The organism is Allokutzneria oryzae (genome assembly GCF_042429765.1).
In the GTDB taxonomy this organism is placed as follows: Bacteria; Actinomycetota; Actinomycetes; order Mycobacteriales; family Pseudonocardiaceae; genus Allokutzneria; species Allokutzneria oryzae.
In genome coordinates this window covers 151,669-176,886 of sequence record NZ_JBHLZU010000015.1, presented here as the reverse complement: position 1 = coordinate 176,886, position 25,218 = coordinate 151,669, and the positions used below count along the sequence as shown (strand labels likewise).

The 25,218-nt window shown below is 69.8% G+C and carries 26 protein-coding genes; 9 read left to right on the top strand and 17 right to left on the bottom strand.

Going from position 1 to position 25,218, the window contains the following annotated elements; genetic code table 11:
• Positions 1 to 5 precede the first annotated feature (5 nt).
• Positions 6 to 1,496 (bottom strand): aldehyde dehydrogenase family protein, encoded by a 1,491-nt coding sequence (locus ACFFQA_RS18440; protein ID WP_377853380.1) that lies wholly within the window; start codon positions 1,494 to 1,496, stop codon positions 6 to 8.
• A gap of 96 nt (positions 1,497 to 1,592) precedes the next feature.
• A complete protein-coding gene (locus tag ACFFQA_RS18435; RefSeq protein ID WP_377853378.1) occupies positions 1,593 to 2,585 on the bottom strand; it encodes a DUF3558 domain-containing protein in 993 nt (330 codons plus the stop codon).
• A 166-nt stretch (positions 2,586 to 2,751) separates the two neighbouring features.
• On the opposite strand from ACFFQA_RS18435, the gene ACFFQA_RS18430 reads away from it, so the two are divergent.
• A complete protein-coding gene (locus ACFFQA_RS18430) occupies positions 2,752 to 2,910 on the top strand; it encodes a hypothetical protein (protein ID WP_377853376.1) in 159 nt (52 codons plus the stop codon).
• On the opposite strand, the gene ACFFQA_RS18425 is transcribed toward ACFFQA_RS18430, so the two are convergent.
• From ACFFQA_RS18425 to nucS, 3 genes are all read right to left on the bottom strand, one after another.
• A complete protein-coding gene (locus ACFFQA_RS18425; protein ID WP_377853374.1) occupies positions 2,907 to 3,185 on the bottom strand; it encodes a hypothetical protein in 279 nt (92 codons plus the stop codon). The two genes, ACFFQA_RS18430 and ACFFQA_RS18425, sit on opposite strands and share 4 nt — an antisense overlap.
• 17 nt (positions 3,186 to 3,202) lie before the next feature.
• Complete coding sequence (locus tag ACFFQA_RS18420; protein WP_377853372.1) at positions 3,203 to 4,888, bottom strand: sodium:solute symporter family protein; 1,686 nt, start codon at positions 4,886 to 4,888, stop codon at positions 3,203 to 3,205.
• Positions 4,889 to 5,088: 200 nt separating this feature from the next.
• Complete coding sequence (gene nucS / locus ACFFQA_RS18415) at positions 5,089 to 5,748, bottom strand: endonuclease NucS (protein ID WP_377853370.1); 660 nt, start codon at positions 5,746 to 5,748, stop codon at positions 5,089 to 5,091.
• 158 nt (positions 5,749 to 5,906) lie between these two features.
• Here nucS and ACFFQA_RS18410 point away from each other — a divergent pair, with 158 nt between their 5' ends.
• A complete protein-coding gene (locus ACFFQA_RS18410) occupies positions 5,907 to 7,331 on the top strand; it encodes an amino acid permease (RefSeq protein ID WP_377853428.1) in 1,425 nt (474 codons plus the stop codon).
• Positions 7,309 to 7,839 carry an NUDIX domain-containing protein gene (locus ACFFQA_RS18405; RefSeq protein WP_377853368.1) on the top strand — a complete coding sequence of 177 codons (531 nt, stop codon included), beginning with the start codon at positions 7,309 to 7,311 and terminating at the stop codon, positions 7,837 to 7,839. Before ACFFQA_RS18410 ends, ACFFQA_RS18405 begins: the two co-directional genes overlap by 23 nt.
• Before the next feature lie 259 nt (positions 7,840 to 8,098).
• Here the strand turns inward: ACFFQA_RS18405 and ACFFQA_RS18400 are convergent, their stop codons facing one another.
• Together ACFFQA_RS18400 and ACFFQA_RS18395 are read right to left on the bottom strand one after the other, a co-directional pair.
• Positions 8,099 to 9,163, bottom strand: coding sequence for a tartrate dehydrogenase (locus tag ACFFQA_RS18400; protein ID WP_377853366.1), 1,065 nt, complete (start codon positions 9,161 to 9,163; stop codon positions 8,099 to 8,101).
• On the bottom strand, positions 9,160 to 10,623 hold the full coding sequence (locus ACFFQA_RS18395) for an NAD-dependent succinate-semialdehyde dehydrogenase (protein ID WP_377853364.1): 1,464 nt from the start codon (positions 10,621 to 10,623) through the stop codon (positions 9,160 to 9,162). The genes ACFFQA_RS18400 and ACFFQA_RS18395 overlap by 4 nt, the downstream gene beginning before the upstream one ends.
• 107 nt (positions 10,624 to 10,730) lie before the next feature.
• Here ACFFQA_RS18395 and ACFFQA_RS18390 point away from each other — a divergent pair, with 107 nt between their 5' ends.
• Together ACFFQA_RS18390 and ACFFQA_RS18385 are read left to right on the top strand one after the other, a co-directional pair.
• Positions 10,731 to 11,987: an aspartate aminotransferase family protein gene (locus ACFFQA_RS18390; protein ID WP_377853362.1), complete on the top strand. Its 1,257-nt coding sequence runs from the start codon at positions 10,731 to 10,733 to the stop codon at positions 11,985 to 11,987.
• A gap of 13 nt (positions 11,988 to 12,000) precedes the next feature.
• The gene (locus ACFFQA_RS18385; RefSeq protein ID WP_377853360.1) at positions 12,001 to 12,498 is read left to right on the top strand and encodes a DUF3830 family protein; all 498 of its coding nucleotides are present in this window, start codon (positions 12,001 to 12,003) and stop codon (positions 12,496 to 12,498) included.
• A 79-nt stretch (positions 12,499 to 12,577) separates the two neighbouring features.
• On the opposite strand, the gene ACFFQA_RS18380 is transcribed toward ACFFQA_RS18385, so the two are convergent.
• From ACFFQA_RS18380 to ACFFQA_RS18370, 3 genes are read right to left on the bottom strand one after another with little or no spacing between them, the layout of a single operon-like run.
• Positions 12,578 to 13,267, bottom strand: coding sequence for a GntR family transcriptional regulator (locus ACFFQA_RS18380; RefSeq protein WP_377853358.1), 690 nt, complete (start codon positions 13,265 to 13,267; stop codon positions 12,578 to 12,580).
• Positions 13,267 to 13,986, bottom strand: a complete 720-nt coding sequence (locus tag ACFFQA_RS18375; protein WP_377853356.1) for a maleate cis-trans isomerase family protein — start codon at positions 13,984 to 13,986, stop codon at positions 13,267 to 13,269. Before ACFFQA_RS18375 ends, ACFFQA_RS18380 begins: the two co-directional genes overlap by 1 nt.
• 42 nt (positions 13,987 to 14,028) lie before the next feature.
• A complete protein-coding gene (locus ACFFQA_RS18370; protein WP_446681684.1) occupies positions 14,029 to 14,790 on the bottom strand; it encodes a maleate cis-trans isomerase family protein in 762 nt (253 codons plus the stop codon).
• Positions 14,791 to 14,912: 122 nt separating this feature from the next.
• Here ACFFQA_RS18370 and ACFFQA_RS18365 point away from each other — a divergent pair, with 122 nt between their 5' ends.
• Together ACFFQA_RS18365 and ACFFQA_RS18360 are read left to right on the top strand one after the other, a co-directional pair.
• On the top strand, positions 14,913 to 15,830 hold the full coding sequence (locus tag ACFFQA_RS18365; protein ID WP_377853426.1) for a D-2-hydroxyacid dehydrogenase: 918 nt from the start codon (positions 14,913 to 14,915) through the stop codon (positions 15,828 to 15,830).
• Positions 15,831 to 15,838: 8 nt separating this feature from the next.
• A complete protein-coding gene (locus ACFFQA_RS18360; protein WP_377853352.1) occupies positions 15,839 to 17,224 on the top strand; it encodes an amidase in 1,386 nt (461 codons plus the stop codon).
• A gap of 2 nt (positions 17,225 to 17,226) precedes the next feature.
• Here the strand turns inward: ACFFQA_RS18360 and ACFFQA_RS18355 are convergent, their stop codons facing one another.
• Complete coding sequence (locus ACFFQA_RS18355; protein ID WP_377853350.1) at positions 17,227 to 18,744, bottom strand: succinic semialdehyde dehydrogenase; 1,518 nt, start codon at positions 18,742 to 18,744, stop codon at positions 17,227 to 17,229.
• 10 nt (positions 18,745 to 18,754) lie between these two features.
• Positions 18,755 to 19,528 carry an enoyl-CoA hydratase-related protein gene (locus ACFFQA_RS18350; protein WP_377853348.1) on the bottom strand — a complete coding sequence of 258 codons (774 nt, stop codon included), beginning with the start codon at positions 19,526 to 19,528 and terminating at the stop codon, positions 18,755 to 18,757.
• A gap of 69 nt (positions 19,529 to 19,597) precedes the next feature.
• Here ACFFQA_RS18350 and ACFFQA_RS18345 point away from each other — a divergent pair, with 69 nt between their 5' ends.
• Positions 19,598 to 20,194 carry a LysE family translocator gene (locus ACFFQA_RS18345; RefSeq protein ID WP_377853346.1) on the top strand — a complete coding sequence of 199 codons (597 nt, stop codon included), beginning with the start codon at positions 19,598 to 19,600 and terminating at the stop codon, positions 20,192 to 20,194.
• 265 nt (positions 20,195 to 20,459) lie between these two features.
• On the opposite strand, the gene ACFFQA_RS18340 is transcribed toward ACFFQA_RS18345, so the two are convergent.
• Positions 20,460 to 21,410 (bottom strand): GlxA family transcriptional regulator, encoded by a 951-nt coding sequence (locus tag ACFFQA_RS18340; protein WP_377853344.1) that lies wholly within the window; start codon positions 21,408 to 21,410, stop codon positions 20,460 to 20,462.
• A 71-nt stretch (positions 21,411 to 21,481) separates the two neighbouring features.
• On the opposite strand from ACFFQA_RS18340, the gene ACFFQA_RS18335 reads away from it, so the two are divergent.
• Positions 21,482 to 22,027 carry a cysteine hydrolase family protein gene (locus ACFFQA_RS18335; protein WP_377853342.1) on the top strand — a complete coding sequence of 182 codons (546 nt, stop codon included), beginning with the start codon at positions 21,482 to 21,484 and terminating at the stop codon, positions 22,025 to 22,027.
• A 66-nt stretch (positions 22,028 to 22,093) separates the two neighbouring features.
• Here ACFFQA_RS18335 and ehuA read toward each other — a convergent pair whose 3' ends face one another.
• Genes ehuA through ehuB form a run of 4 tightly spaced genes read right to left on the bottom strand, consistent with a single transcriptional unit; the run spans position 22,094 to position 25,217 of the window.
• Positions 22,094 to 22,909: an ectoine/hydroxyectoine ABC transporter ATP-binding protein EhuA gene (ehuA, locus tag ACFFQA_RS18330; protein ID WP_377853340.1), complete on the bottom strand. Its 816-nt coding sequence runs from the start codon at positions 22,907 to 22,909 to the stop codon at positions 22,094 to 22,096.
• Between the two features lie 28 nt (positions 22,910 to 22,937).
• Entirely contained in the window at positions 22,938 to 23,603 is a 666-nt protein-coding gene (ehuD, locus tag ACFFQA_RS18325; RefSeq protein ID WP_377853339.1) for an ectoine/hydroxyectoine ABC transporter permease subunit EhuD, read from the bottom strand.
• Entirely contained in the window at positions 23,600 to 24,289 is a 690-nt protein-coding gene (gene ehuC, locus ACFFQA_RS18320; protein WP_377853337.1) for an ectoine/hydroxyectoine ABC transporter permease subunit EhuC, read from the bottom strand. Before ehuC ends, ehuD begins: the two co-directional genes overlap by 4 nt.
• A gap of 22 nt (positions 24,290 to 24,311) precedes the next feature.
• Positions 24,312 to 25,217 (bottom strand): ectoine/hydroxyectoine ABC transporter substrate-binding protein EhuB, encoded by a 906-nt coding sequence (ehuB, locus tag ACFFQA_RS18315; RefSeq protein ID WP_377853335.1) that lies wholly within the window; start codon positions 25,215 to 25,217, stop codon positions 24,312 to 24,314.
• Position 25,218: the final 1 nt, after the last annotated feature.

Below are 25,218 nucleotides of genomic sequence, written 5' to 3'. Positions count from 1 at the left end.
GGGGTTTAGCGGCGGTAGAGGAGGCGGGTTAGGCGGACGAGGCGGCGGAGGGTGCCGTTGGCGCGGGCGAAGGTGTTCGGCTGCAGCGGCGCCCAGAAGCGGCGGCGGGTCACCGACTGCGGGCGGGCGAACTCGCGGAGGCCGTCCGCGCCGTGGATGCGGCCGAAGCCCGAGTCGCCGACTCCGCCGAAGGGCAGGGAGGCGATGCCCGCGAAGGAGACCACGCCGTTGACCGCCACCATGCCGCAGCGCAGCCGCCTTGCCAGCTCCGCTCCGCGCGAGCGGGAGAAGACCGTCGCGCCGAGGCCGTAGCTCGTCGCGTTGGCCAGTCGGACCGCTTCGTCCACATCGGACACCCGGGTGATCGTGAGGGTGGGGCCGAAGGTCTCCTCGGTGACCGCCTTCGAGTCCTCGGGGACGTCCACCAGCACCACCGGCTCCACGAACGGCGGGCGGACCGAGTCGAGCCCACCCACCAGTGCGCGACCGCCCTTGTCCAGCGCGTCCTCGATGTGCGAGCGGATCACGCCGACCTGCTCGGGCATGGTGATCGGGCCGAGGTGCGCGGTGGGCTGGCCGCCCGGCTTGAGCTTGCGGGCGCGGCGGACCACCAGCTCGGTGAAGCGGTCGGCCACCGAGTCCACGACGTAGACGCGCTCGACTCCGACGCAGGTCTGCCCCGCGTTGGCCATCCCGCCCCACACCGCCGCCTCGGCAGCGGCCTCCAGGTCCGCGTCGGAGTCCACGATCAGCGGGTCCTTGCCGCCGCACTCCACCAGCACCGGGGTCAGCGACTCCGCGCAGGCCGCCATCACGCGCTTGCCGGTCGCGGTCGAGCCGGTGAAGGCCACCTTGTCGACCCCGGCCCGGCACAGCGCCGCCCCGGTCGCGCCGAAGCCGGTGACCACCGACAGGACCGGGTGCTCGGGGACGACCTCGGCGAGGGTCGACGCCAGCCACTCACCGACGCCGGGGGTGAGCTCGCTCGGCTTGAACACCACCGCGTTGCCCGCCGCGAGCGCGTAGGCGATCGATCCCATCGGGGTGAAGGCCGGGTAGTTCCACGGCCCGATCACACCGATCACGCCCAGCGGCAGGTACTCCACCGTCGCCGCCTGGTTGAACATCAGCTTTCCCGGCGAGACCCGCCGCCTGCGCAGCACCTTCTCCGCGTTGCGGGAGGCCCAGTGCAGGTGGTCGACCACCAGGACGAGCTCCAGCCGGGCGTCGTCGAGCGGTTTGCCGGTCTCGGCGCAGATCAGCTCGGCGATGTCGTCGAGCCTGCGCAGGACCAGCGCGCGCCAGGCGTCCAGCCGCTGTCTGCGCTGCGCGGGCTCCAGCCCGCCCCACCACGCCGCCGCCTCGCGGGCGCGGGTGACCGCCGCCCTGACCTCGATGGGCGAGTGGACGCGGTGCTTGCCGATCACCTCTGAGGTGCGCGGGTCGAGCGAGGTGAACCACTGATCGTCGGTGTGCTGCGACACGGCTTGGCTCATCGCGATCTCCCCGCCAGTTCAGAAAACCTTTCGGTTACCAAACAGTACGCAACAGTTCGGTGCCGAGGGGAGACCCTCTGTGACCGGCCCCACAGATCACGGTTTGGGCAGCTTGGGCAGCAGCGCCTTCGCCGAGGCGACCGCCTTGCCGCAGAGGTCGACGTCGGACTTCTTGGTGCTGTCCACCTTGACCTCGACCACCTCGCCCTTGCCGCCACCGGTGTCGCGGTGCAGCCACTCCAGCTTGCAGGTCTTCGCGTAGCTCTCCTCTTTGCGCTGGTAGACCGTCACGCCGTCGAGGGTCAGCTCCTCCGGCTTCGGGCCGTAGTTGCGGTCCTTGGGGTTGCTGTCCAGGGAGAACTCCACACCGAGCGTGGTGTCGTCGCGCCGCCAGTTGCACTGGTAGAGGCCGTAGCCGCTCTGGCTCGGCACGCCGCCGAGCTGCTCGATCGGGGTGTTCTGCGGCAGGCTCGTGCACGGGTCGACGACCGTCAGCGACCCCTTCTCCGGCGTCCGCAGCGGCGGGCTGGTCCGGATCTTGTTGATCACGGACTCACCGAGGCGGCGCCCGACGTCGCAGCCGTCACCCTCGTAGGAGACCTGGATGGTGATGCCCATGGCGCGCGGGGCCTCCTGGGTCACGGCCCGCACGAAGCACGAGGAACCCGAGGTGGACTCGGAGGCGTTGAGGCCGCCGACCTTCTTGGTGGCCTTGCTGACCTCGTTGCTGAGCATGTCCTGGCCGAGCCGCACGGTGATGCTCAGCGACTTGCCGGAGCCGTCCTTCATGTAGTTGCCGCAGTCGGCGAAGCCGCTGGGGCGGCTGGTGACCGGCGTGCCGAACTGCGCGAGCACCTGCTGCTCCAGCAGGCCGCAGGGGTCGATCAGGCGCTGCTTCTCCACGGCGAAGGCGGGCTCGACCGGACGCGCGGGACCGGTGGGCTGCGTCGTCCTGGGGGCGACCTTCGCCGGGACGACCGTCCTGGAGTGGGTGACCTTCGCCAGGTCGACCTGGGTCCCGCACCCGGCGAGCAGAAGCGCCGAGGACAGGGCGATGGCGGACCACGCGGTTCTGGCTGGGCTGCGCACGACGTGCACGGTAGCGACCCGTGCGGGACCACGTGCGGGGAACCTCATGATCAGGGCCGTTTCGATACGGAGCGTGGTCGATGTCACCGAGCGGTTCGGGAACGATCCAGAAGCCTTCGGCGATGTACTGGGTGCAGGAGCACGACCCACTACATCGCCGAAGGAGTTGACCAAGCAGATGCGCCAGACCAGGCAGTCAGCACGCCCGGCCCGCCGCAAGCTCGTCCGCACCGGCCTCGGCCGCGCGGTCCGGTGGATCGACGACTGGACCGTCGAGGCCTTCAACCCGGTCTACCCGTACCGGGGACGCGACAGCAGGAGCTAGCCGCGAGCCCCCGGTTCGCCGGCGCCATCGGCGTCGTCGGCGAACTCACCCGGCACCGCGATCGGACGGGTCTTGGCCCACACGACGAAGACCGCCGCGGTGAGCAGCATGCCGAGCCCGGCCCACAGGTTGATGTTGATCCCGGCGGCCTTCTGGATCTCCTCGGCCGTGGTGAAGCCGACGCCGGTGATCGTCAGCACCACCCCGTAGACGCCGAAGAGCAACGCGATGATCAGGCGCAGGTCGAAAAGCCCCGCCTTGGTCGGTGAAGCCATGGTCGGTCTCCTCGGGCTCAGATGAAGATGAGGCTGAGTACGGCGGTCAGCACCAGGACACCGACGCCGAGCGTGGTCGGCGAGCGGTACCAGCCCGCGTCCTCACCCGTGACCGAGTGCGACCGGTCCGCCTTCGGCGTCAGGCTGTAGACGAGGCCGACCAGCTCCTTCTCCGGCTTCGGCGTGGTCACCAGCGAGACCAGGACACTGACCAGGATGTCCACCACGAAGGCCGCGCCGGCACCGACGAAGGCCGGGCCCTGACCCGCGAGCACGATGATCTCGTTGCTGGCCATCACGTCCACCGACACCGCGGCCAGCGTGCCCGCCACCAGGCCGATCCAGCCCGCCGCCGGGGTCATCCGCTTCCAGAACATCGCCAGGATGAACGTGGCGAACAGCGGCGCGTTGAAGAACGAGAACAGCGTCTGGATGTAGTCCATGATGTTGCCGTAGCCGGAGGCGATGAACGCGGTGAAGATCGCCACGACCATGCCGCCGACGGTCGCGAGGCGGCCGATCCGCAGGTAGTACTCGTCCGGCCGGTCCTTGCGCACGTAGCTCTGCCACAGGTCGTAGGTGAAGACCGTGTTGAAGGAGCTGACGTTGGCCGCGACACCGGCCATGAACGACGCGAGCAGACCGGCGAGCGCCACGCCGAGGAAGCCGTTGGGCAGCAGGTCGCGCATCAGGTACAGGATCGAGTCGTTGTACTCGACGCCGGTGCCGGTCGCGCCCGCCTTGAGCTCGGCGATCTCCGGGACCGCGACCGCGGCGATCATGCCGGGGATCACGATGATCGCCGGGATCAGCACCTTGGGGTAGGCGCCGATGATCGGGGTGCGCTTGGCCGCGGACATGCTCTTGGCCGACATGGCGCGCTGGACCTCGGCGAAGTTCGTGGTCCAGTAGCCGAAGGAGAGCACGAAGCCGAGGCCGAAGACCAGGCCGAGCACGCTGAGCGTGGCGTCACCGATGCCGGTGAGGCTGGTCGCGGGCCAGCTGGAGAGCTGCTCGGCGCCGCCGGGGCTCGCGGTGATCTTGTCGACCAGGCCCTGCCAGCCGCCGACCTTGGTCAGGCCGATGATCGTCAGCGGCAGCAGCGCGGCCACGATCACGAAGAACTGCAGCACCTCGTTGTAGATCGCCGCGGACAGGCCGCCGAGGGTGGTGTAGGTCAGCACGACCGCCGCGGCGATCACGATGGACACCGGGATCGACCAGCCGAGCAGCGCGTTCATGATCAGCGCGAGCGCGAAGAGGTTGACGCCGGCGATCAGCACCTGGGCGACGGCGAAGCTCAGCGCGTTCACCAGGTGCGCGCCGGGGCCGAAGCGGCGGCGCAGGAACTCGGGGACGCTGCGCACCTTGGAGCCGTAGTAGAACGGCATCATCACCAGGCCGAGGAAGACCATGGCCGGGATGGCGCCGATCCAGTAGTAGTGCACCGTCGGAATGCCGTGCTGCGCGCCGTTGGCGGTCATGCCGAGCAGCTCCAGCGCGCCCAGGTTGGCCGAGATGAAGGCCAGACCCGTCACCCATGCCGGCAGCGACCGCCCGGAGAGCAGGAAGTCCAGGCTGCTGGACACTGATCGCCGGGCCAGGAACCCGATGCCGAGCACCAGCGCGAAGTACACGCCGAGCAGCGTGTAGTCCAGCCAGCTCGCATCGAGCCGCAGGTCCGACTTGGCGAGTTCGATCACGCCGCCCTACCTCCCAAGTCAACACCTTCGAACAGCAATCACCACGATCGCAACGGCGCGCACGCTACCGCACGTGCACGCGTAAATGAACACTCGACTTCGCGAGTGTGTCGAATTTGTTGCGACCGACCACTAATTCGAGGACAGTAGCCGACCCCGGCGCGGCCCACAGCCCGCCGAGCGGAGGATCCGAAAAGGATTCAGAAGAGGCGGAACTCGTCCGGTTCGATACCGCGCAGTGCGTCGTAGTCCAGGGTCACGCACTCGATGCCGCGGTCCTCCGCGAGCACCCTGGCCTGCGGTTTGATGATCTGGGCCGCGAAGATCCCGCGAACCGGGGCGAGCAGCGGATCGCGGTTGAGCAGCTCGAGGTAGCGGGTCAGCTGCTCGACGCCGTCGATCTCCCCGCGCCGCTTGATCTCCACCGCGACCGAGGCGCCCTTGCCGTCGCGGCACATCAGGTCGACCGGCCCGATCGCGGTCGGGAACTCGCGCCGCACCAGCGTCCAGCCCTCGCCGAGGGTGGTGACGTGCTCGGCGAGCAGCTCCTGCAGGTGCGCCTCGACGCCGTCCTTGCGCAGCCCCGGCTCGGGCCCCAGCTCGTGCTTGGAGTCGTGCAGGACCTCTTCGACGGTGATCACCAGCTTCTCGCCGGCCTTGTTCTGCACCACCCAGGTGCCGGGGTCCTCGATCAGCCAGCACGGCGGGCTCATCCAGTTCAGCGGCTTGAACGCGCGGTCGTCGGAGTGGATCGAGACCGAGCCGTCCGCCTTGATCAGCAACAGCCGCTGGGCCATGGGCAGATGGGCGGTGAGGCGGCCGACGTAGTCGACCTGGCAACGAGCGATGACCAGACGCACGGCCATGAGGCTACGGGGGCGGATCACACCCGGGCCGCTCGCACCACCCGACCACCGGAACTCAGGTCGTTTGCGCAGATCAGAAGTCTGATCAAACCCACGAACGAATGGCGGTAGGGCGCGGGGGCGTCTTGCCGGTACCGTCCCCGCCCGTGTCGCTGACGCTCCAGTCGCTGTTGCGGACCAAGCCCGTCGAACGGATCACCGCCGAAGGCGCCAACACCCAACTGAGACGCAGTCTCGGACTCATCCCGCTCATCGCGCTGTCGGTGGGCGCCACGCTGGGCACGGGGATCTTCGTGGTCCTCGGCGAGGCCGCGCCCCAGGCCGGACCGGCCGTGGTGCTCTCCTTCGTGCTGGCGGCGCTGGCGGCCCTGTTCTCGGCGCTGTCCTACGCAGAGCTCGCGGGCGCCGTCCCGGTCTCCGGCTCGGCGTACTCCTACTCCTACGCGACCATGGGCGAGTTCGTCGCATGGCTGTGCGGATGGTGCTTGTTGTTGGAGTACGGGGTTTCCGTCGCGGCCGTCGCGGTCGGCTGGGGCGGCTACCTCAACGAGTTCCTGGACTCCGCGATCGGCCTGCGCATCCCCGACGCACTGGCCAGCTCCCCCTCGGCCGGCGGGATCGTGGACCTGCCCGCCGCGATCGTGGTGCTGCTGGCCACGGTGGTGCTCATCGGCGGCGCCAGGGAGAGCGCCGTGGTGACCACGGTGACCACCGTGCTGAAGCTGCTGGTGCTGGTCTTCTTCGTCATGGTCACGGTGACGGCCTTCAACTCGGACAACATGGAGCCGTTCGCGCCCGCGGGCATCGCCGGGATCACCGGTGGGGCCTCGGCGGTGTTCTTCTCCTTCATCGGCTTCGACGCGGCGTCCACAGCGGGCGAGGAGGCCCGCAACCCGCAGCGCGACCTGCCCCGCGCGATCGTGATCTCCCTGGGCATCGTGACCGCGATGTACGTCCTGGTGGCGGTCACCGCCGTCGGCGCGGTCGGCTCGGAGGCGCTCGGCGGCCAGGAGGCGACGCTCTCGGCGGTGATGCGCGAGGTGACCGGAGCGGGCTGGCCGTCGACGGTGCTGGCCTTCGGCGCGGTCATCGCGATCGCCTCCGTGGTCCTGACCGTCCTCTATGGACAGACACGCGTGCTGGTGTCGATGTCCCGCGACGGCCTGGTGCCCGCGATGTTCTCCAGGGTCGGCAAGCGCTCGGTGCCGACGACCAACACCCTGGTGGTCGGCGGCGTGGTCGCGGCGCTGGCCGCGTTCGTCCCGCTCGGCCAGCTCGCCGAGGCGACGAGCATCGGCACCCTGGTGGCCTTCGCCCTGGTCAACATCGGCGTGCTGGTGCTGCGCCGCACCAGGCCGGACCTTCCGCGCAGCTTCCGCGCGCCGCTGATGCCGATCACCCCGATCATCGGGCTCGGGCTGTGCGTCCTGCTCGTCGCGGGCCTGAAGTCGGCGACCTGGCTGGCGTTCGGGATCTGGACCGCGGTCGGGCTCGGCGTGTACTTCCTCTACGGCGTGCACCGGTCCCGGCTCAACGACTGGCAGCATGGTGACCGTGCAGAAGCTGGACAGTCGTGAGGTTTACGCCAACGCGTGGATGACCGTGCGCGAGGACGGCATCCTCCGCGCCGACGGCTCCCGAGGGATCTACGGCGTCGTGGACAAGCCGCAGTACGCGCTGATCGTGCCGCTGGACGGGGACCGGCTCCACCTCGTGGAGCAGTACCGCTACCCGCTGAACCTGCGCCGCTGGGAGTTCCCCCAGGGCACGGCCCCGGAACGGGCGGACAGCGAGCCGACGGAGCTGGCGGTGCGGGAGCTGCGCGAGGAGACCGGCCTGCGCGCGGGGAAGATGACCGACCTCGGCCTGCTCGACGTGGCACCGGGCATGTCCAGCCAGCGCGGTCGCGTCTTCCTGGCGACGGAGCTGGAGCAGGGCGAGCCGGAGCGCGAGCACGAGGAGCAGGACATGCGGACGGCCTGGTTCACCCGCGCGGAGTTCGAGTCGATGATCGCCAGTGGCGAGATCACCGACGCGCAGTCCCTCGCCGCCTACACGCTCCTGCTCCTGCACGAGCGCCGCTGAGCGCTCTCGCGGCGCCGGGCGGCGGCGCACAGCGGATCCATTCGTCCTCTGTGGACTGACTGTCGATGTGCTTGGACACCACAGGCATCCGTTTGCTCGCATCGACGGACACGGCAACCCCACCGATCCCGCTCACTACGCGGGGCTCGACCTCTTCGCCGCGTACCGACGGACGCGGTCCCCCTCGTCGTCACGAGGGGGACCGCGTCGATGGCCGGGTACGACGCCCATCACGAGGCGCCCGAGCTCGCGACGTCCCTCATCCGGCGCGCAACGCCTCCGTGATCGCGCTGCCCAGCTCCTCGGTGGTGGACGTGCCGCCGAGGTCCGGGGTCGCCACCGCCCCTTCCGCGAGCACCTTCTCCACCGCCGCGTTGACCGCTTGTGCCGCAACGGTTTCACCCAAGTGCTCCAGCATCATCGCGGCGGCGAGGACCTGGGCGACGGGGTTGGCGATGCCCTTGCCCGCGATGTCCGGGGCGCTGCCGTGGACGGCCTCGAACATCGACGGGTGCTCGCCGGGCGGGTTGATGTTGCCGGACGGGGCCATGCCGAGGCCGCCGGTCACCGCCGCCGCCAGGTCGCTGAGGATGTCGCCGAAGAGGTTGGATGCCACCACCACGTCCAGCCGGTCCGGGTGCTGGACCATGCGGGCGGCCAGCGCGTCCACATGGCACTGTTCACTGTGGACCTCCGGGTACTCCGCGGCGACCTCGGCGAAGATCTCGTCCCAGTAGGGCATGGAGTGGATCAGGCCGTTGGACTTGGTCGCCGAGCAGACCCGGCCGCCGCGGGTGCGGGCCAGCTCGAAGGCGTAGCGGATGATCCGCTCGACGCCGACCCTGGTGAACACCGACTCCTGGAGCACGAACTCGCTGGGCTGGCCGGTGTTGTGGCGACCGCCGATGGCCGAGTACTCGCCCTCGGAGTTCTCCCGGACGATCACCATCTCCAGCTCGTCGGCACCGCGGCCGGACAGGACCGAGGTGGTTCCCGGCAGCAGCCGGACGGGGCGCAGGTTGACGTACTGCGCGAACGCCCTGCGGACCGGGATCAGCAGCCCCCACAGTGAGACGTGGTCCGGGACGCCGGGGAAGCCGACCGCGCCGAGCAGGATGCCGTCGAAGCGGGCGAGCTGGTCGATGCCGTCCTCCGGCATCATCCTGCCGGTCTGGGTGTAGCGCTCACAGCTCCAGTCGAACTCGGTCCACTGTAGACGGAAATCGAACAGTTCCGCGGCTCTGTCGAGGACTTTGCGCGCCTCGACCGTGACGTCGACGCCGATGCCGTCGCCGGGGATCGCGGCGATCTCGTAGGTGTTCACAGGCTCACCGCGATGTACTTGATCTCCAGGAACTCGTCGATGCCGACGGTTCCGCCCTCGCGGCCGAGCCCGGACTGCTTGATGCCGCCGAACGGCGCCGCCGGGTTGGACACGATGCCCTGGTTCAGGCCGATCATCCCCGCCTCAAGGCGCTCCGAGACGCGAAGCGCCCGCTTCACGTCGTTGGTGTAGAGGTAGGAAACCAGGCCGTACTCGGTGTTGTTGGCCGCGGCAACCGCCTCGTCCTCGGTGTCGAAGACCGAGATCGGTGCTACTGGGCCGAAAATCTCCTCCGAGGCCATCTTGGCGTTCAGCGGCACGTCGGTGAGCACGGTCGCCGGGTAGAAGTTGCCCGGCCCCTCCACCGCCACTCCGCCGGTGAGCACCTTCGCCCCGCGTTCGGTCGCGTCGAGGACCAGGCCGCTCACCTTCTCCACCGCCGCCGGGTCGATCAGCGGGCCGACCGTGACACCGTCCTCGGTCCCACGCCCCATCACCAGCGCGGACATGCGCTCCGTCAGACGGCGGGCGAACTCGTCGTAGACCCCGCGCTGCACGTAGAACCGGTTCGCGGCGGTGCAGGCCTCGCCGATGTTGCGCATCTTCGCCTGCATGGCGCCGTCGATCGCGGCGTCCAGGTCGGCGTCGTCGAAGACCAGGAACGGCGCGTTGCCACCGAGCTCCATCGAGGTGCGCAGGACCTTTTCCGCGCACTGCTCAAGGAGTGTGCGGCCAACAGCGGTCGATCCGGTGAAGGAGAGCTTGCGCGCGCGGCCGTCCCGGATCAGCGGCTCCATCACACCGCCCGCGTCGCTCGTGGTGACCACGTTGAGCACGCCGTCCGGCAGCCCCGCCTCGGCGAGGATCCCGGCCAGCGCGAGCATGGACAGCGGGGTCTGCTCGGCGGGCTTGATCACCGTCGTGCAGCCCGCCGCGATCGCCGGGCCGATCTTGCGGCCGCCCATCGCCATCGGGAAGTTCCACGGCGTGATCAACAGGGTCGGGCCGACCGGCTGCTTGGTGACCAGGAACCGGCCGCTTCCGTTGGGCGCCACCGCGTAGCCGCCGTCGATGCGCACGGCCTCCTCGGCGAACCAGCGGAAGAACTCCGCCGCGTACGCGACCTCGCCGCGCGCCTCGGCCAGCGGCTTGCCCATCTCCAGCGTCATCAGCAGCGCTAGCTCTTCGTTGCGCGCCAACAGAAGCTCGTAGGCGCGGCGGAGGATCTCACCGCGCTCACGCGGTGGCATCGCGGCGAAACCGGGCTGTGCCGCGACCGCCGCGTCCAGCGCGGCCTTGCCGTCGGCCGGAGACGCGTCCGCCACCTCGCACAGCAGCCCGCCGTTCGAGGGGTCGAGCACCGGAAAGGTCTTCCCTCCCGCCGCCGACGTCCACTTGCCGCCGATGAACAGTTCCTTGGTGACCGCGTTGACCACGCCGGTCTCGCTGATCTCGGACATCCCGCTCCTCGCAGATGGCGTTCATTGCGTCGGTCCGAACGCCATGCTACGAATATTGTTGACAATCTACAACACCCCTCGCTGCCCCTCAAAGGAGTGTCGTTGTCATGGCCCAGCTCTCCCCCTTGCTCAAGCAGGCCACCCCGGTCGTCGTCGAACGCGGCGAGGGCGTCTACCTCCACGACACCACCGGCAGGCGCAATCTCGACTTCACCGCCGGAATCGGCGTCACCAGCACCGGGCACTGCCACCCGCGCGTCGTCGCCGCCGCGCGGGAGCAGATCGGCAAGCTGATCCACGGCCAGTACACGACCGTGATGCACAAGCCGCTGCTCGACCTGACCGAGCGCCTCGGCGAAGTGCTGCCGCCCGGTCTGGACTCGCTGTTCTTCGCCAACTCCGGCAGCGAGGGCATCGAGGCCGCTCTGCGGCTGGCACGGCAGGCGACCGGTCGGCCGAATGTCGTTGTGTTCCAAGGCGGATTCCACGGCAGGACGGTCGCCGCGGCGACCATGACGACGTCGGGAACCCGGTTCAGCGCGGGCTTCTCACCGCTGATGGGCGGCGTGCACGTGGCGCCGTTCCCCAACGCCTACCGCTACGGCTGGGACGTCGAGACCGCGACGGAGTTCGCGCTGCGCGAGCTGGACTACCTCTTCGCCACCGTCACCGCGCCGAACGAGACCGCGGCGTTCTTCATCGAGCCGGTGCTCGGCGAAGGCGGCTACGTGCCCGCGAACACCGCCTTCTTCGCCGGGCTGCGCGAGCGCGCCGACCGGCACGGCATCCTGCTGGTGATCGACGAGGTGCAGACCGGGTTCGGCCGCACCGGGAAGTTCTGGGGGCACGACCACTTCGACGTGCGCCCGGACGTGGTCGTCATCGCGAAGGGCCTCGCCAGCGGCTTCCCGCTCTCCGGCATCGCGGCCTCGACCGAGCTGATGAGCAAGGCGTGGCCGGGCTCGCAGGGCGGGACCTACGGCGGCAACGCGGTCTCCTGCGCCGCCGCCGCGGAGACCCTCAGCGTGATCAAGGACGAGGGGCTCGTCGAGAACGCGGCGGCGCGGGGCGAGCAGCTGCTCGCAGGCGCCCGGCTCGTCGCCGACAAGACCCCGCGGATCGGGGACGTGCGCGGCCTGGGGCTGCTGGTCGGCTCCGAGTTCACCACCGAGGACGGCCAACCCGACAACGCGACCGCGCAGGCCGCGCAGAAGGCCGCCGCCGAGCGCGGGCTGCTGTTGCTGACCTGCGGAGCGCACATGAACGTGGTGCGGATGATCCCGCCGCTGATCGTCACCGCCGAGCAGGTCGACGAGGCCCTGGAGATCTGGGCCGACGCCGTCGCCTCCGTCACCAAGAACTGAGAGGGACCAGTCCGTGGCTCGCTACATCACCATCGCTCTGGACAAGCGCGGCGTGTCCTGCCGTGCCCGGCTGCTCGACGCGGAGGCCCCGCGCACCTGCGAAGCGGTGTGGGACGCACTGCCGCAGAGCGGATCGGCCTACCACGCCAAGTACGCACGCAACGAGGTCTACACGCTGGTCCCGCCGTTCGCGAACCCCAAGCCCGGCAGGGAGAACCCGACCGTCACACCGATCCCCGGCGACGTCGTCTACTTCGGCTTCGAGGCGTGGGAGATCGGCAACCCGGCCTACGGCTACGAGGACGACAGCGAGGCGCACAGCGACCAGGGCGCCACCGACCTGGCGATCTTCTACGGCCGCAACAACCTGCTGATCAACGGCGACGCGGGCTGGGTGCCGGGCAACGTCTTCGCCACCATCGAGGAGGGCCTGGCGGAGATGGCCGCCGCCGCACAGGACCTCTGGCTGCGCGGCGTCGAAGGCGAAACCCTCTCCTTCTCCCGCGCCTAACCCCTCCCTTTCCCGCCATTCGCGGGCTTATGGACCTTTTCGCGTCCCGCGAAGCGTCCATAAGCCCGCGAATGGCGGGTCAGACCGCGGGGGCGGCGCCGGTGTGGAGGCTGTTGCCGGGGGCCAGGCGCTGGACGGCGTCCTCCATGTGGGCTTCCAGGCGGGTCAGGGCCAGGTTCTCGTCGCCCGCGCGGATCGCCTCGATGATCTGGTTGTGCTCGACGACGCGCTCCTCCACCGCCTGGTAGGTGCGCTGGAGCTCGGCGAGGCACATCCGCGTCTCGATCAGCAGCGTCCGCGCCATCCGCACCAGGCGGGGACTGCCGGAGGCGGCGATCAGCGCCTCGTGGAACTTCAGGTCAGCCTCGGACAACGCCGTCGGGTCGTCGTCATCGGCGGCGGCCGCCATCGCGCGCACGGTCTCGTCCAGCACCCGCGCCACGGCCTCCCGGTCGCCGCGCATGATCCGGATGACCGCGGCGCGCTCGATCGCCGACCGCGCCGAGTAGATGTCGTAGACGTCGCCGGGGCCGAGGTCGATCACGAACAGCCCGCGGTGGCGCTCGGCGCGCAGCAGGCCTTCGGAGACCAGGCGCTGCATGGCCTCGCGCAGCGGTCCTCTGGAGACCTGGAACCGTGACGCCAGCTCGGTCTCGCCGAGCTGCGTGCCCGGCGGCAGCGAGCCGTACATGATCGCGTTGCGGAGCTGGCGCGCGATGATCTCGGCGGTGGACTCCCTGCTGACCGGCTCGATATCCGGCAGCGCCATCACGCACCTCCTGTGCGGAACAATGTGCCGAGCGTGTCGGTCGTGACCGGCGCGCCCGCCAGCCGCAGCCCCTCCCAGATCGTCACCTGGTTCGCGCTGAGCACCGGCTTGCCGAGCCGCGTCTCGATCTCGTTCAGCACGCCGAGCGTGCGCATCGCGGTGTCCGGCACCAGGACCGCCTCGGCGTCGGGGTGGTCGTGCGAGAGCGCCAGCTCGATCACGGCGTGCGCGGGGAGCCTGCCGACCTCGGCCGCGGTGTCGATGTCCTCACTGCCCATCGCGACGACCTGGACGCCACCGGCGCCGAGGAACTCCACGAAGTACTCGGCGACGTCGGCCGGGTAGCTCGCGGCGACGGCCACCCGGCCCACACCGAGCGCCCGCGCCGCGTTGACGAAGGCGAAAGACGTGCTGGATGCCGGTTTCCCCGCCGCTTCGGCGAGTTTCGCCGCCTGGTCCGTCGCGCCGTCCCAGCGGTAGACGAAGCTGCCGCTGGTGCACGCCCACACCACCGCGTCCGGCTCGTGCCCTGCCAGCAGCCGGGCGCCCTCGGCGAGCCGTTCCTCGCTGCCGAGGTCCAGCAGCTCGGGCACGGCGTGCAGGTCGGTGCCGTAGATGTGCGCGACCGGGAGCCGGATCCCGTCGCCGAGGAGGTTCGCCGCGAACGGGTACTCGTCTTCCGCCGCGTGGTCGGGGTAGATGAAGCCGATCGTCGGCATGACGGGTTCCTCCAGCAAGGGTTGTCGACAATCCTAGTGCACTCAGGAGACCTCTCGGAGCCAGCTGCCCGGCCCCACGATCGGCAGCCGCATCCGCTTGAGGCAGGCCCACATCGTCAGCTGGTTCGCGGTCAGCACGGGCTTGCCGAGCTTGCGCTCCAACGGCTCGATCAGGTCGTAGGTCGGCAGGTTGGTGCAGCTGACGAAGATCGCCTCGGCGTCGGGGTGGTCCGCGGCGAGGATGCGCTCGGCGATCGTGCGGTAGCTGACCTTCCAGATGCCGCCGCCGAGGCCGAGGTAGTCACTGGACACCGTCGTCACGCCGAGCTCGGCCAGGAACGCCTGGAGGCTCTTGGTCAGGTCCTCGTCGTACGGGGTGATCACCGAGACCGAGCGCAGGTCGAGCTGGTGCAGCACCTCGGCGAGCGCGCCGGAGGTGGTCACCGCGTCCGGGGCGCCCGCCGCGCAGATCGCCTTGCACAGCGAGCGCTCGTAGTCCACGCCGTTGACGAAGCTGCCCGAGGTGCAGAGGTAGGCGACGACCTCGGGCTCCACGTGCAGCACGTCCCTGGTCGCCGCGGCGAGGTGCGTGCTGTTGCTGACCAGCCTGGCCATCTCCATGCTGACCGGGACCGGCTCGTACGGCGTCCTGGCCAGGTGCAGCGAGACCTCCATCGGCACCCAGCGCCAGAGCTCGCGCTCCAGGGCCAGGTCGAACGGGGCGATCACGCCGATCCCGCGCTGCGCGAGCGGCCCGTCGAAGTCCAGAAGATCCAAATCCAAGGCTGGGCTCCCAGGGTTCATTAGGAGTGGCCTCCGGGGTGACTCCTCGGATTGTTGACAATCATACGAGCGACTCATAGCGTGTCAACGTGCCCGAAACCCCAGTGCTCACCGTCTTGCACGGCGACAAGATGCCGCCGGACATGCAAGGGATCGAGGCAACGGCGGTGGTTCGTTACACCCGCGAGGACGGCCTCGCGGAGGCACTGCGCGGCGCGGACGCGTTGTTCGTCTACGACTTCCTCTCCACCGCCGTACCTGGGGCTTGGCACGGCGCGGACCGCCTGCGCTGGCTGCACATCGCCAGCGCGGGAGTGGACCCCGTGCTCTTCCCGGAACTGCGGGCGAGCGAGGTGGTGCTGACCAACTCGCGCGGCGTTTTCGACCAGTCGATCGCGGAGTACGTGCTCGGCGTGCTCCTCGCCTTCGCCAAGGATTTCGCTCGATCGTCGCAACTTCAGAGCGAGAAACGTTGGCTGCACAGGGAAACTGAGCGGATTTCCGGCAAACGTGCCCTCGTGGTCGGCACCGGGCCGATCGGCAGGGCCATCGCAGCGCTGCTGCGCGCCGCCGGGCTGGACGTGGCCGGGGTCGGCCGCCGCGCGCGGGCGGACGACCCGGACTTCGGCACCGTGCACGCCTCGGACGAGCTGACCAGACATCTGCCGGATGCGGACTTCGTGGTCCTGGTGGCACCGCTGACCGAACAGACCAGGGGCATGTTCGACGCGCGGGCCTTCAACGCGATGCGGCCGAGCGCGCGGCTGGTCAACGTCGGCCGCGGCGAGCTGGTGATCACGTCGGACCTGGTCGAGGCCTTGCGGACCGGTCGCATCGCCGGAGCCGCCCTCGACGTCTTCGACACCGAGCCACTTCCCACCGACAGTCCACTGTGGACTATGGAGAACGTGCTTGTGTCACCGCACATGTCAGGCGATTTCGCCGGATGGCGCAACGCGCTCGTCGAAGTGTTCACGGACAACTTTCAGCGGTGGCGGTCCGGTCGCGAGCTTCGTAATGTCGTCGACAAGCAGCTGGGCTACGTGCCGAGCTCACGCTGAGGAGGGTCATGGCCCCGAACACGAGCACTCTGCTGACGGCAAGCGAACTGGCAGCCGCCTACTCCGCAGGCGAGCTGTCGCCGGTCGAGGCGACCAAGTCAGCCCTGGAAGCCATCGAAGGCAAGGACGAGGACTACAACGCCTACTGCCTCGTCGACGCGGACGCGGCGATGACCCAGGCGAAGGAGTCCGAGGCGCGCTGGCGGGACGGCCATCCGATCGGCTGGCTGGACGGCGTGCCGACCTCGGTCAAGGACATGTTCCTCAGCAAGGGCTGGCCGACGCTGCGCGGTTCGAAGTGCATCGAGGCCGACCAGCCGTGGGAGGTCGACAGCCCGGTCACCGCGCGGCTGCGCGAGAACGGCTTGGTGCTACTGGGAAAAACCACCACGCCGGAGCTGGGCTGGAAGGGCGTCACGGACAGCAGGCTGTGCGGGATCACCAGGAACCCCTGGAACGCGGCGCGGACGGCCGGCGGCTCCAGTGGCGGTAGCGCCGCCGCGGTGGCGGCGGGCATGGGCGCGCTGTCGGTGGGCACCGACGGCGGCGGCTCGGTGCGGATTCCCGCGTCGTTCTGCGGAATCGTCGGCTTCAAACCGACCCACGGCCGCATCCCGCTGTACCCGGCCAGCCCGTTCGGGGCGCTCTCGCACGCCGGTCCGATGGCGCTCTCGGTCGACGACGTCGCACTGCTGCTCGACGTGCTCGCGCTCCCCGACTTCCGTGACCCCAGCGCACTTCCGCAGCTGGTCGGCACCTACCGCGAGGCCGTCCGCCGCGACGTGCGCGGGCTGCGCGCGGCGTTCTCACCGACGCTCGGCTACGTCGACGTCGACCCCGAGGTCGCGCGGATCGTTGCGACGGCGGTGACCGCGCTCGACGAGGCGGGACTGCACGTCGAGCAGGCCGATCCGGGCTTCCAGGACCCGAAGGAAGCCTTCTGGGTGCTCTGGTCGACCGGCGCGGCGAAGTGGCTGGACAGCTTCCCGGCTGGCTCGGCCGACCTGCTCGACCCCGGGCTGCGGTTGCTGTGGGAGCAGGGCGGGACGTACACGGCCAGCGACTACCTCGGCGCGAACGCGGACCGGGCGGCGCTGGGCATCACGATGGGCGAGTTCCACTCCCGGTACGACGTGCTGATCACGCCGACCATGCCGATCCCCGCGTTCGAGGCCGGGGCGGACGTGCCCGCGGGCAGCGGGATGCAGAGCTGGCCGGACTGGACGCCGTTCACCTACCCGTTCAACATGACCCAGCAGCCCGCGATCAGCGTGCCGGTCGGCACGACCGCCGCGGGGCTGCCGGTCGGACTGCAGGTCGTCGGCCCGCGACACTCCGACGACCTGGTGCTCGCCGTTGCCAGGCTGGTGGAAGAGGTCGTTCCGGCACGCTGACCCTAAGAACGGCCCAGCGCCTTGAAAGCCCGCAGCAGCCCCGTATAACCACGCGCCAACGACCGGTACCCGGTCAGGGGCGGACGCCCGAGACCGACACCGCGCTGGCTGGCGATCGTCTGCGCCTCGGTGAAGCGGAGCAGTCCTTCGACACCGTGCCGCCGACCGATACCGGACTCGCCGACCCCGCCCATCGGCGCGTCCACGCTGCCGTAGCTCGCCCCGTAGCCCTCGTTGACGTTGACCGAACCGGAGTTCAGCCGCGCCGCGACCACCCGTCCACTCCGGGCGTTGCCGCTGAGCACGCTCGCGTTGAGCCCGTAGCGGGTGTCGTTGGCCCTGCGCACTGCTTCGTCCACTGTGGAGCATCGATAGACCGAGACCACCGGACCGAAGGTTTCCTCGGCGTAGCAGTCCATCTCCTCGGTCACCCCGGCGAGCACGGTCGGCTCGTAGCAGTACGGACCGACGTCGGGGCGCTTCCTGCCACCGACGAGCACCCGTGCGCCCTTGTCCACCGCGTCGCGCACGTGCTGGCTGACCGCGTCGAACTGGCGCTGCGAGGCCAGTGAACCCATGTCCGCCGACCAGTCGAGCCGAACGCCGAGGCGCATGTTCCTGACACGCCTCAGGAATCGCTCCATGAACTCGTCGTGGATCGCGTCGTGCACATACAACCGCTCGATGGAGACGCACAGCTGGCCTGCGGAGGTGAAGCACGCGCGGACCGCGATCTCCGCCGCCTTCTCCGGATCGGCGTCATCCAAGACCAGCAACGCGTTCTTGCCACCGAGCTCCAGTGAAGCGCCGACAAGCCGCTCGGCGGCGCGCTTGGCGACTTCGCGGCCCGTGCGCGTGGAACCGGTGAAGCAGACGTAGTCCGCGCCATCGACCACCGCACCGCCGATGGTCGGGCCGTCTCCGACGACGACCTGCCACAGGTCCTCCGGCAGACCGGCTTCGCGGAGCAGGCGGACTCCCCACAAAGCGGTCAACGCGCCTTGGACGTCCGGCTTGTGCACGACTCCGTTGCCCGCGACCACCGCGGCGAGCCCGTCGGACAGACCGAGTTCGAGCGGGTAGTTCCACGGAGAGATCACTCCGACGACCCCCTTGGGCCGCCGGACCTCATCCACCCTGATCACACCGGGCAGGAAGCCGGAGCGCCTGGTGGAGGCCAGCATCTTCTCCGCGCGCCTGCCGTAGTACCGCGCGCCGAGCGCGACCCCGCCGACCTCCTCGAAGGCGTGCCACCGCGTCTTGCCGGACTCCTTCTGGACGAGGTCGAGGATCTCCGACTGCCGCGACAGCAGCAGGTCGTGGAAGCGCAGCAGTACCTGTCCGCGCTCGCGCGGGCCCACGGTGCTCCACTCCTGCTGCGCGACGGCCGCGCGCCGGTACGCCTCGTCTACATCCTCCACAGTGGACACAGGAAGCATCGCGAGCGTCTCGCCGGTCAGCGGGGTGAACACCCGCGTCGTCTCACCAGAGGACGACAGAACTCCGTCAGTGCTGATCACCACGGCACTCCTAGTCGGGCCAAGACGGCTTGCGCTTCTCCAGGAAGGCCGCCATCCCCTCCTTGGCCCCCGGCGTCTGCGAAGCCGCGGCCATCGCTTCGAGCGCGATCTCGTACGCGTCGGCCTCCGGCCGGTCGAGCTGCGCGTACAGCGTGTGCTTCCCAGCCGCCTTGCTCGCCCGGCTCCCCCGCGTGGCGCGCGCCAGCAGGTCGTTCACGGCGTCGTCGAGCTCCTCGTCGGGCACGACGCGGTTCACCAGGCCCCACCGCTCGGCGGTGGCGGCGTCGATCGGATCACCGGTCAGCGCGAGCTCCATCAGGCGCTTGCGGCCGACGGCGCGGGCGACCGGGACGGCAGGCGTGTGGCAGAACCACCCGGCCTTGCCGCCCGGCAGCGCGAACCCGGCGGAGGCGGCGGCGACAGCGAGGTCGCAGGACGCGACGAGCTGGCACCCGGCGGCGGTGGCCAGCGCGTGCACCCGAGCGACCACCACCTGCGGGATCGACTGCACGGTGCGCATGACCTCGGTGCACAGCTCCAGCAGCTCCCGCACACCGTCGAGATCCCGCGCGGCCACATCGGCGAAGTCGTGACCGGCGGAGAAGACCTTGCCCTCCGCGGCGAGCACCACACCGGTCGCGTCGGAGTCCCCTGCCGCCCGCAACGCGGCCAGCAACTCGGCCAGGTGCTCGGCGGAGAGCGCGTTGCGGCGCTCCGGCCGATTCATCGTGATCCGGACGACGTCGCCCTCACGCGCGACGAGAAGATTCCGATACTCGACCATGGACTGACCGTAGTCCCGCGGAGTTAGCCTGACGAGGTGCCAGAGCTACTCATCCCCTTTTTGGCCGTCGTGGCTGTGTTGACGGTCACACCCGGCCCCGACATGGCCCTCGTGCTGCGCAACGGGGTGCGTGGTGGAACGGCGGCGGCACTGTGGACGGGCCTCGGCTGCTGCGCGGGCATCGCGGTCCACGCCCTCGCGGCGGTGATCGGCCTCTCCGCGCTGCTGGCCGCCTCGGCGACGGCGTTCACCGTGGTGAAGCTGATCGGCGCGGCCTACCTGGTGTGGCTCGGGGTGCAGGCGCTGTGGGCGGCCCGGCACGGGCTGCGCGGCCTCACCGCGTCGGCCGCCACGGTCGAGACCGAACCGGTCGCCCGCACGGCGGCCTTCCGCCAGGGCGTGCTGAGCAACGTCCTCAACCCCAAGATCGCCCTGCTGTTCCTGACCCTGCTGCCGCAGTTCGTGGCGGCGGGCGAGTCCCGCATGGCGACCTCGGCGGTCCTGGCCGCGATCTTCCTGGCGCTGGCGGTGCTGTGGTGGACGGTCTTCTCGTTCCTGGTGGGCAGGCTGGGCCGCCTGCTCAGCCTCCCCAAGGTCAAGCTCACCCTCGAACGCCTCACCGGAGCGGTGCTGGTCGCCCTCGGCCTCCGCGTCGCCCTCGAATAGGTCGTGTCCTGCAAGTGGCAACACCACCCCCCTTGGCGCCCTCACCACCCCGCTCGGCGCCCTCACCCACCCGCCCCTCCTTTCGCGTTTTGTCACCTTGATGCGAAATGGGAGCGCTCTTTCGCGCATCAAGGTGACAAAACGCGAAACACCCGGCCACGCCGGCTGGCTCACGCGGATACGGGGGCGCGGGGGTCCGGGACGCGGGGGCGGCTCGGGGGAGCGGGACGACTTGCAGGACAGGCCCTAGCCCCACCCGCGTCGTTCACGCCGTGTGGAAGGTGCGGCGGTACGTGCCGGGGGTGACTCCGAGGGCTGAGCGCATGCGGCGGCGGAGGTTGACCGCCGTGCCAAGACCGCAGCGCTGGGCCACGCGGTCGACCGAGAGGTCCGTCGTCTCCAGCAGCCGCTGCGCGTGGCGAATGCGCTGTGCCAGCAACCACTTTCCCGGCGTTGTCCCCATCGCCGCCGTGAACGCCCGCTGGAAGGACCGCTCGCTCATCCCCGCGTGCGCGGCCAGGTCACCCACCCCGAGCGGGGACTCCAGGCGGGCCGATGCCCAGTCCACTGTGGACCCGATGCCGACCTGGGCGGGACGTGCGGGCACGGGTGCCTCCACGAACTGGCGCTGGTCGCCCTCGCGCGCGGGCGGCATCACCAGGCGGCGGGCCAGCGCGGTCGCCACGGAGGCGCCCAGCGACCGCCGCACCAGGTGCAGGCAGAGGTCCACGCCGCCGACGACTCCCGCCGAGGTCAGGACCGTGCCGTCGTCGGTGAAGAGCACGTCGCCCCGGATCTCCGCGAGCGGGGCCGCCGAGGACAGCGCCGTGAGCAGCCGCCAGTGCGTCGTCGCCGGCCGCCCGTCGAGCAGCCCGGCCGCCGCAGCGGTGAACGCGCCCGAGCACAACGTCGCGATGACTCCGCCGGCTCGGTGGTAGTCGCGAAGCGCGTGGACCACCGGCTTCGGCACCGGCGCGAGGGGGTCGTAGCGACCCGGAAGCACGACCAGGTCGCAGTCCGCCAGTCCCTCAAGGCCGTGGGTCGGCGGCAGCAGCCCCACCGGGCGGAGGGCGACGGATGCCTTGCGGGGCGCGCAGATCCGGAGCTCGAAGGGGCCGATCCCGGAGTCCACGCGGTCGACGCACCACACCTCCGCCGTCACCGCGACGTCGAAGGAGCGGGTGTCCGGCAGGGCGAGGAGGCCGATCGTGCGCATGGCAGGAAAGTACTCCTTCGTGCCGGTTCTGCCACTCCCCTCCTCGGCAGCGAGACAGCAGGCTCGGTGGCATGACAGCTCTGATCGTGATCGACGTGCAGCGCGGCTTCGACGACGCGGCCTTCTGGGGCAGGCGCAACAACCCCGACGCCGAGGCCAACATCCGCGCCCTGCTCGAAGCCTGGCAGAGCTCGGGCGAGCCGATCGTCTTCGTGCGGCACAACTCCGACAAGCCCGGCTCGCCGCTGCGGCCGGGGACCGAGGGCAACGCGTTCAAGCCCGAGCTCGACGGGATCACGCCCGACCTCGTTGTCGACAAGCGGGTGCACTCCGCCTTCCACGGCGAGCAGGACCTGCACGCGTGGCTGACCGAGCGCGGCATCACCGACCTGGTCACCTGCGGCATCCAGACCAACCGTTGCGTGGAGACCACGACCCGGGTCGGCGGGGACCTCGGCTACCGCATCCGCTACGTGCTGGACGCGACGTTCACCTTCGACGAGACCGCGCGGGACGGCACGGTCGTCACCGCTGACGAGATCGCCAGGGTGGTCGCGGTGAACCTGCACGACAACTTCGCCGAGGTGACCAGCACGCAGGAGGTGCTGAAGGGCTGAGACGCCGAAGCGGGCGGCGTGGCCCGAACCACGCCGCCCGCTTCGTCCTGGGACGCCCCCGAGCGTTCAGGCCTCGTCGAGAACGGACTGCAGGAAGGACCTGGTCCGCTCGTGGTCGGGCGAGTCGAACATCTGCTCCGGCGGAGCGGCTTCGATGATCTTGCCCTCGCAGAACATCAGGACGCGGTGCGAGATGTCCCGCGCGAACTTCATCGCGTGGGTCACGCACAGCATCGTCACGTCGGTGGTCTTGGCGACGTCGCGCAGCACGTCGAGCACCCCGGCGGCCAGCTCCGGGTCCAGCGCCGAGGTCACCTCGTCCAGCAGCAGCACGTCCGGCCGCATCGCCAGGGCGCGGGCGATCGCCACCCGCTGCTGCTGACCGCCGGAGAGCTGCGACGGGTAGGAGTCGATCTTGTGGTCGAGACCCACCATCGCCAGCAGCCCGAGCGCTCGCTCCTCGGCCTCCTCTTTGGACAGTCCGAGCACGTGCACGGGCGCCTCGGTGACGTTGCGCAGCACCCGCATGTTCGGGAAGAGGTTGAAGGACTGGAAGACCATGGTGATGCGCTGGCGCACCTTGCGGATGTGCGCCTCGCTCGCGTCCACGAGGGACCCGTTGCGCTCCTCGTGGAAGAGGTAGTCGTCGCCGACTCTCACGGTCCCGGTGTCCGGCTTCATCAGCGTCATCAGCATGCGCAGGATGGTGGTCTTGCCGGAGCCACTCGGTCCGATCAGCGTGACGCGCTCGCCCGCGCCGACGGCGAAGGAGAGGTCGTCGAGCACCACGTTGTCGCCGAAGCGCTTGGAGACCTTGTCGAAGTGGATGAACTGGCCGTCCTTGCCGGAGGTCAGCGCTGCCTCGGTCGCCGCCTGACTCATGAGCAGAAGTCCTTTCCTAGCAAGGGGTTCACACCGGGCGCGGAGCGGGGACCATGCGCCGCTCCATCCGCCGCACCAGCCACGCGGTCGGCAGGCTCACCAGCAGGAAGAGCACGCCGATGAGGGTGACCGGCTCCAGGTAGCGGTAGTTCTCCGCGCCGAGCTGCCTGGCGACGGAGAGCAGCTCCATCACCGTGATCACGGTGAGCTGCGGGGTCTCCTTGAACATCGCGATCGCGTAGTTGCCCAGCGCCGGGATCGACGGCGGGACCGCCTGCGGCAGGATCACGCTCGTCCACACCCGCCTGCTGGGCAGGTTGAGCGCCTTGGCCGCCTCCCACTGCCCGGCGGGCACCCCCTCGATACCGGAGCGGTACACCTCCGAGGTGTAGGTGGCGTAGTGCAGGCCGAGCCCGATCACACCGGTCGCGAAGGCGGACAGCTGGACCCCGACCTCCGGCAGCACGAAGAACAGCACGAACAGCTGCACCAGCAACGGGGTCGAGCGGATGAACTCGACGAAGACCTCCGTGGGGATGGAGATCCACCGCGACGAGCTGCGCCGCATCAGGGTGAACACCAGGCCCAGCACCAGCGCGATCGCCGTTCCGGCCAGTGTCGCGAGCACGGTCACACCGAGCCCGTCGAGCAGCAGCGGCAGACTGTCCCAGGCGTAGTCCCAGTCCCACGTCACGCTCTCACTCCCTTCAGGCGCGCGAAGAATCCCGGAGTAGGCGCCCTGCCAAGGGATTTCGCCACCCGGCGTTCGATCAGCCGGACGATGGTCGTGAAGAACACCGCGAGGATCGCGTAGAGGATCAGCAGCGCGGTGAACACCGAGGCGGAGTCACCGGTGGCGTTGCGGACGATCTGGCCGGCGAAGGTCAGTTCGGGGATCAGCACGATGTACGCGACCGCCGTGCCCTTCAGCAGCTCGATGAGCAGGTTGCCGAACGGCGGCAGCATGCGCGCGATCGCTTGCGGCAGAACGACGAGCCGCATCCGCTGGGCCCTGGTGAGGTTCAGCGCGACGGCGGCCTCGATCTGCGCGACCGGGACCGCGACGATGCCGCCGCGCACGACCTCCGCGCCGTAGGCGCCGATGTTCAGCGCCAGCGCGAGGATGCCTGCCCACATCGGGTCGAGCTGCCAGCCGGCGTAGGGGAGCGCGAAGACGAACCAGAACAGCAGCACCAGTGCGGAGATGCCGCGGAAGAGCTCGATGTAGAACCGGCCGACGCCGCGCAGCACGATGTTCGGGCTGCAGGTCGCGATGCCGGCGGCGAAGGAGAACACCAGGCCGAGCGCCGCCGCGCCGACGGTCAGCTGCAACGTGGTCAGCAGACCTTCGAGCAGGTACGAGAGAAGCTGGGGGGACATGATCACCTCGACTCGGGAGGACTCAGGAGCTGGTGTCCGTGCACAGCTCGGCCACGGTCAGCTTGGTCATCTCGGACTCGGTGAACCCGAACGGGCGCACCGTGGCGAGCAGCTCCCCGTTGGCGCGCATGCGGTTGAGCTCGGCGTTGAAGGCGTCACGGAAGACCCGTTGGTCCCGGCGGAAACCGAAGGCCCCGCAGCCCAGCTTCTGCTCGCCCTCGATGATCGGGACGTACGCCGGGGTCAGCTCCAACGGCGCGTCCGGACGCTTGGAAACCGCGTCCCGCAAGGAGATCGTGGTCAGCGCGAACGCGTCCGCGCGGTTGGCGAGGATGCCGTCCAGTCCGCTGAAGACGCTGTCGAAGATGACCGACCGGTCCTTGAGACCGAGCGCGTCGGCATAGGTGGTCTCCGCGCTGCCGGTGAGCAGTCCGACGCGCACGTCCTTCTTGGCCACGATGTCGTCGAGTGTGTTGACGCCCTTGGGATTTCCCTTCGGCACCAACAGGGTCTGCGGAGCCTGGTACTCCGGGTCGGAGAACAGGATCTGCTTGCAGCGGGCGGGCGTGATGAACATCCCGGCCGCGATCACGTCGAACACGCCCACCTGGAGCGCGGGGATCAGCGAGCCGAAGTCGGTGACCCTCGGGTTCATCCGCTCGACACCCAGGCGCTGGAAGATGATCCGCGCCAGCTCCGGTGCCTCGCCGGTGATCCGTCCGGCGCTGTCCACGAAGCCGTAGGGCGACTCGTTGGCGATGCCGATGTTGACCTCGCCCCGGTCGCGGATCCGGCTCAGCAGGTCCCCTCCCGCGTCCTGCGCGGTCAGATCGACTGGGGCGCAAGCGGAAACGCCGATGGCGACCGCGAGCGCGCCTCCCGCCGTGCCCCTCAGAAAGTTCCGTCGGGTGACGTGCTCGGCACACACG

Excerpts from the sequence above, each read along its gene's own strand:
- ACFFQA_RS18440 (WP_377853380.1), bottom strand. The coding sequence starts at position 1,496 with ATGAGCCAAGCCGTGTCGCAGCACACCGACGATCAGTGGTTCACCTCG.
- ACFFQA_RS18425 (WP_377853374.1), bottom strand. The coding sequence starts at position 3,185 with ATGGCTTCACCGACCAAGGCGGGGCTTTTCGACCTGCGCCTGATCATC.
- ACFFQA_RS18395 (WP_377853364.1), bottom strand. The coding sequence starts at position 10,623 with ATGTCCGAGATCAGCGAGACCGGCGTGGTCAACGCGGTCACCAAGGAA.
- ACFFQA_RS18390 (WP_377853362.1), top strand. The coding sequence starts at position 10,731 with ATGGCCCAGCTCTCCCCCTTGCTCAAGCAGGCCACCCCGGTCGTCGTC.
- ACFFQA_RS18380 (WP_377853358.1), bottom strand. The coding sequence starts at position 13,267 with ATGGCGCTGCCGGATATCGAGCCGGTCAGCAGGGAGTCCACCGCCGAG.
- ACFFQA_RS18375 (WP_377853356.1), bottom strand. The coding sequence starts at position 13,986 with ATGCCGACGATCGGCTTCATCTACCCCGACCACGCGGCGGAAGACGAG.
- ACFFQA_RS18370 (WP_446681684.1), bottom strand. The coding sequence starts at position 14,790 with ATGAACCCTGGGAGCCCAGCCTTGGATTTGGATCTTCTGGACTTCGAC.
- ACFFQA_RS18365 (WP_377853426.1), top strand. The coding sequence starts at position 14,913 with ATGCAAGGGATCGAGGCAACGGCGGTGGTTCGTTACACCCGCGAGGAC.
- ACFFQA_RS18360 (WP_377853352.1), top strand. The coding sequence starts at position 15,839 with ATGGCCCCGAACACGAGCACTCTGCTGACGGCAAGCGAACTGGCAGCC.
- ACFFQA_RS18350 (WP_377853348.1), bottom strand. The coding sequence starts at position 19,528 with ATGGTCGAGTATCGGAATCTTCTCGTCGCGCGTGAGGGCGACGTCGTC.
- ACFFQA_RS18340 (WP_377853344.1), bottom strand. The coding sequence starts at position 21,410 with ATGCGCACGATCGGCCTCCTCGCCCTGCCGGACACCCGCTCCTTCGAC.
- ACFFQA_RS18335 (WP_377853342.1), top strand. The coding sequence starts at position 21,482 with ATGACAGCTCTGATCGTGATCGACGTGCAGCGCGGCTTCGACGACGCG.
- ehuA (WP_377853340.1), bottom strand. The coding sequence starts at position 22,909 with ATGAGTCAGGCGGCGACCGAGGCAGCGCTGACCTCCGGCAAGGACGGC.
- ehuC (WP_377853337.1), bottom strand. The coding sequence starts at position 24,289 with ATGTCCCCCCAGCTTCTCTCGTACCTGCTCGAAGGTCTGCTGACCACG.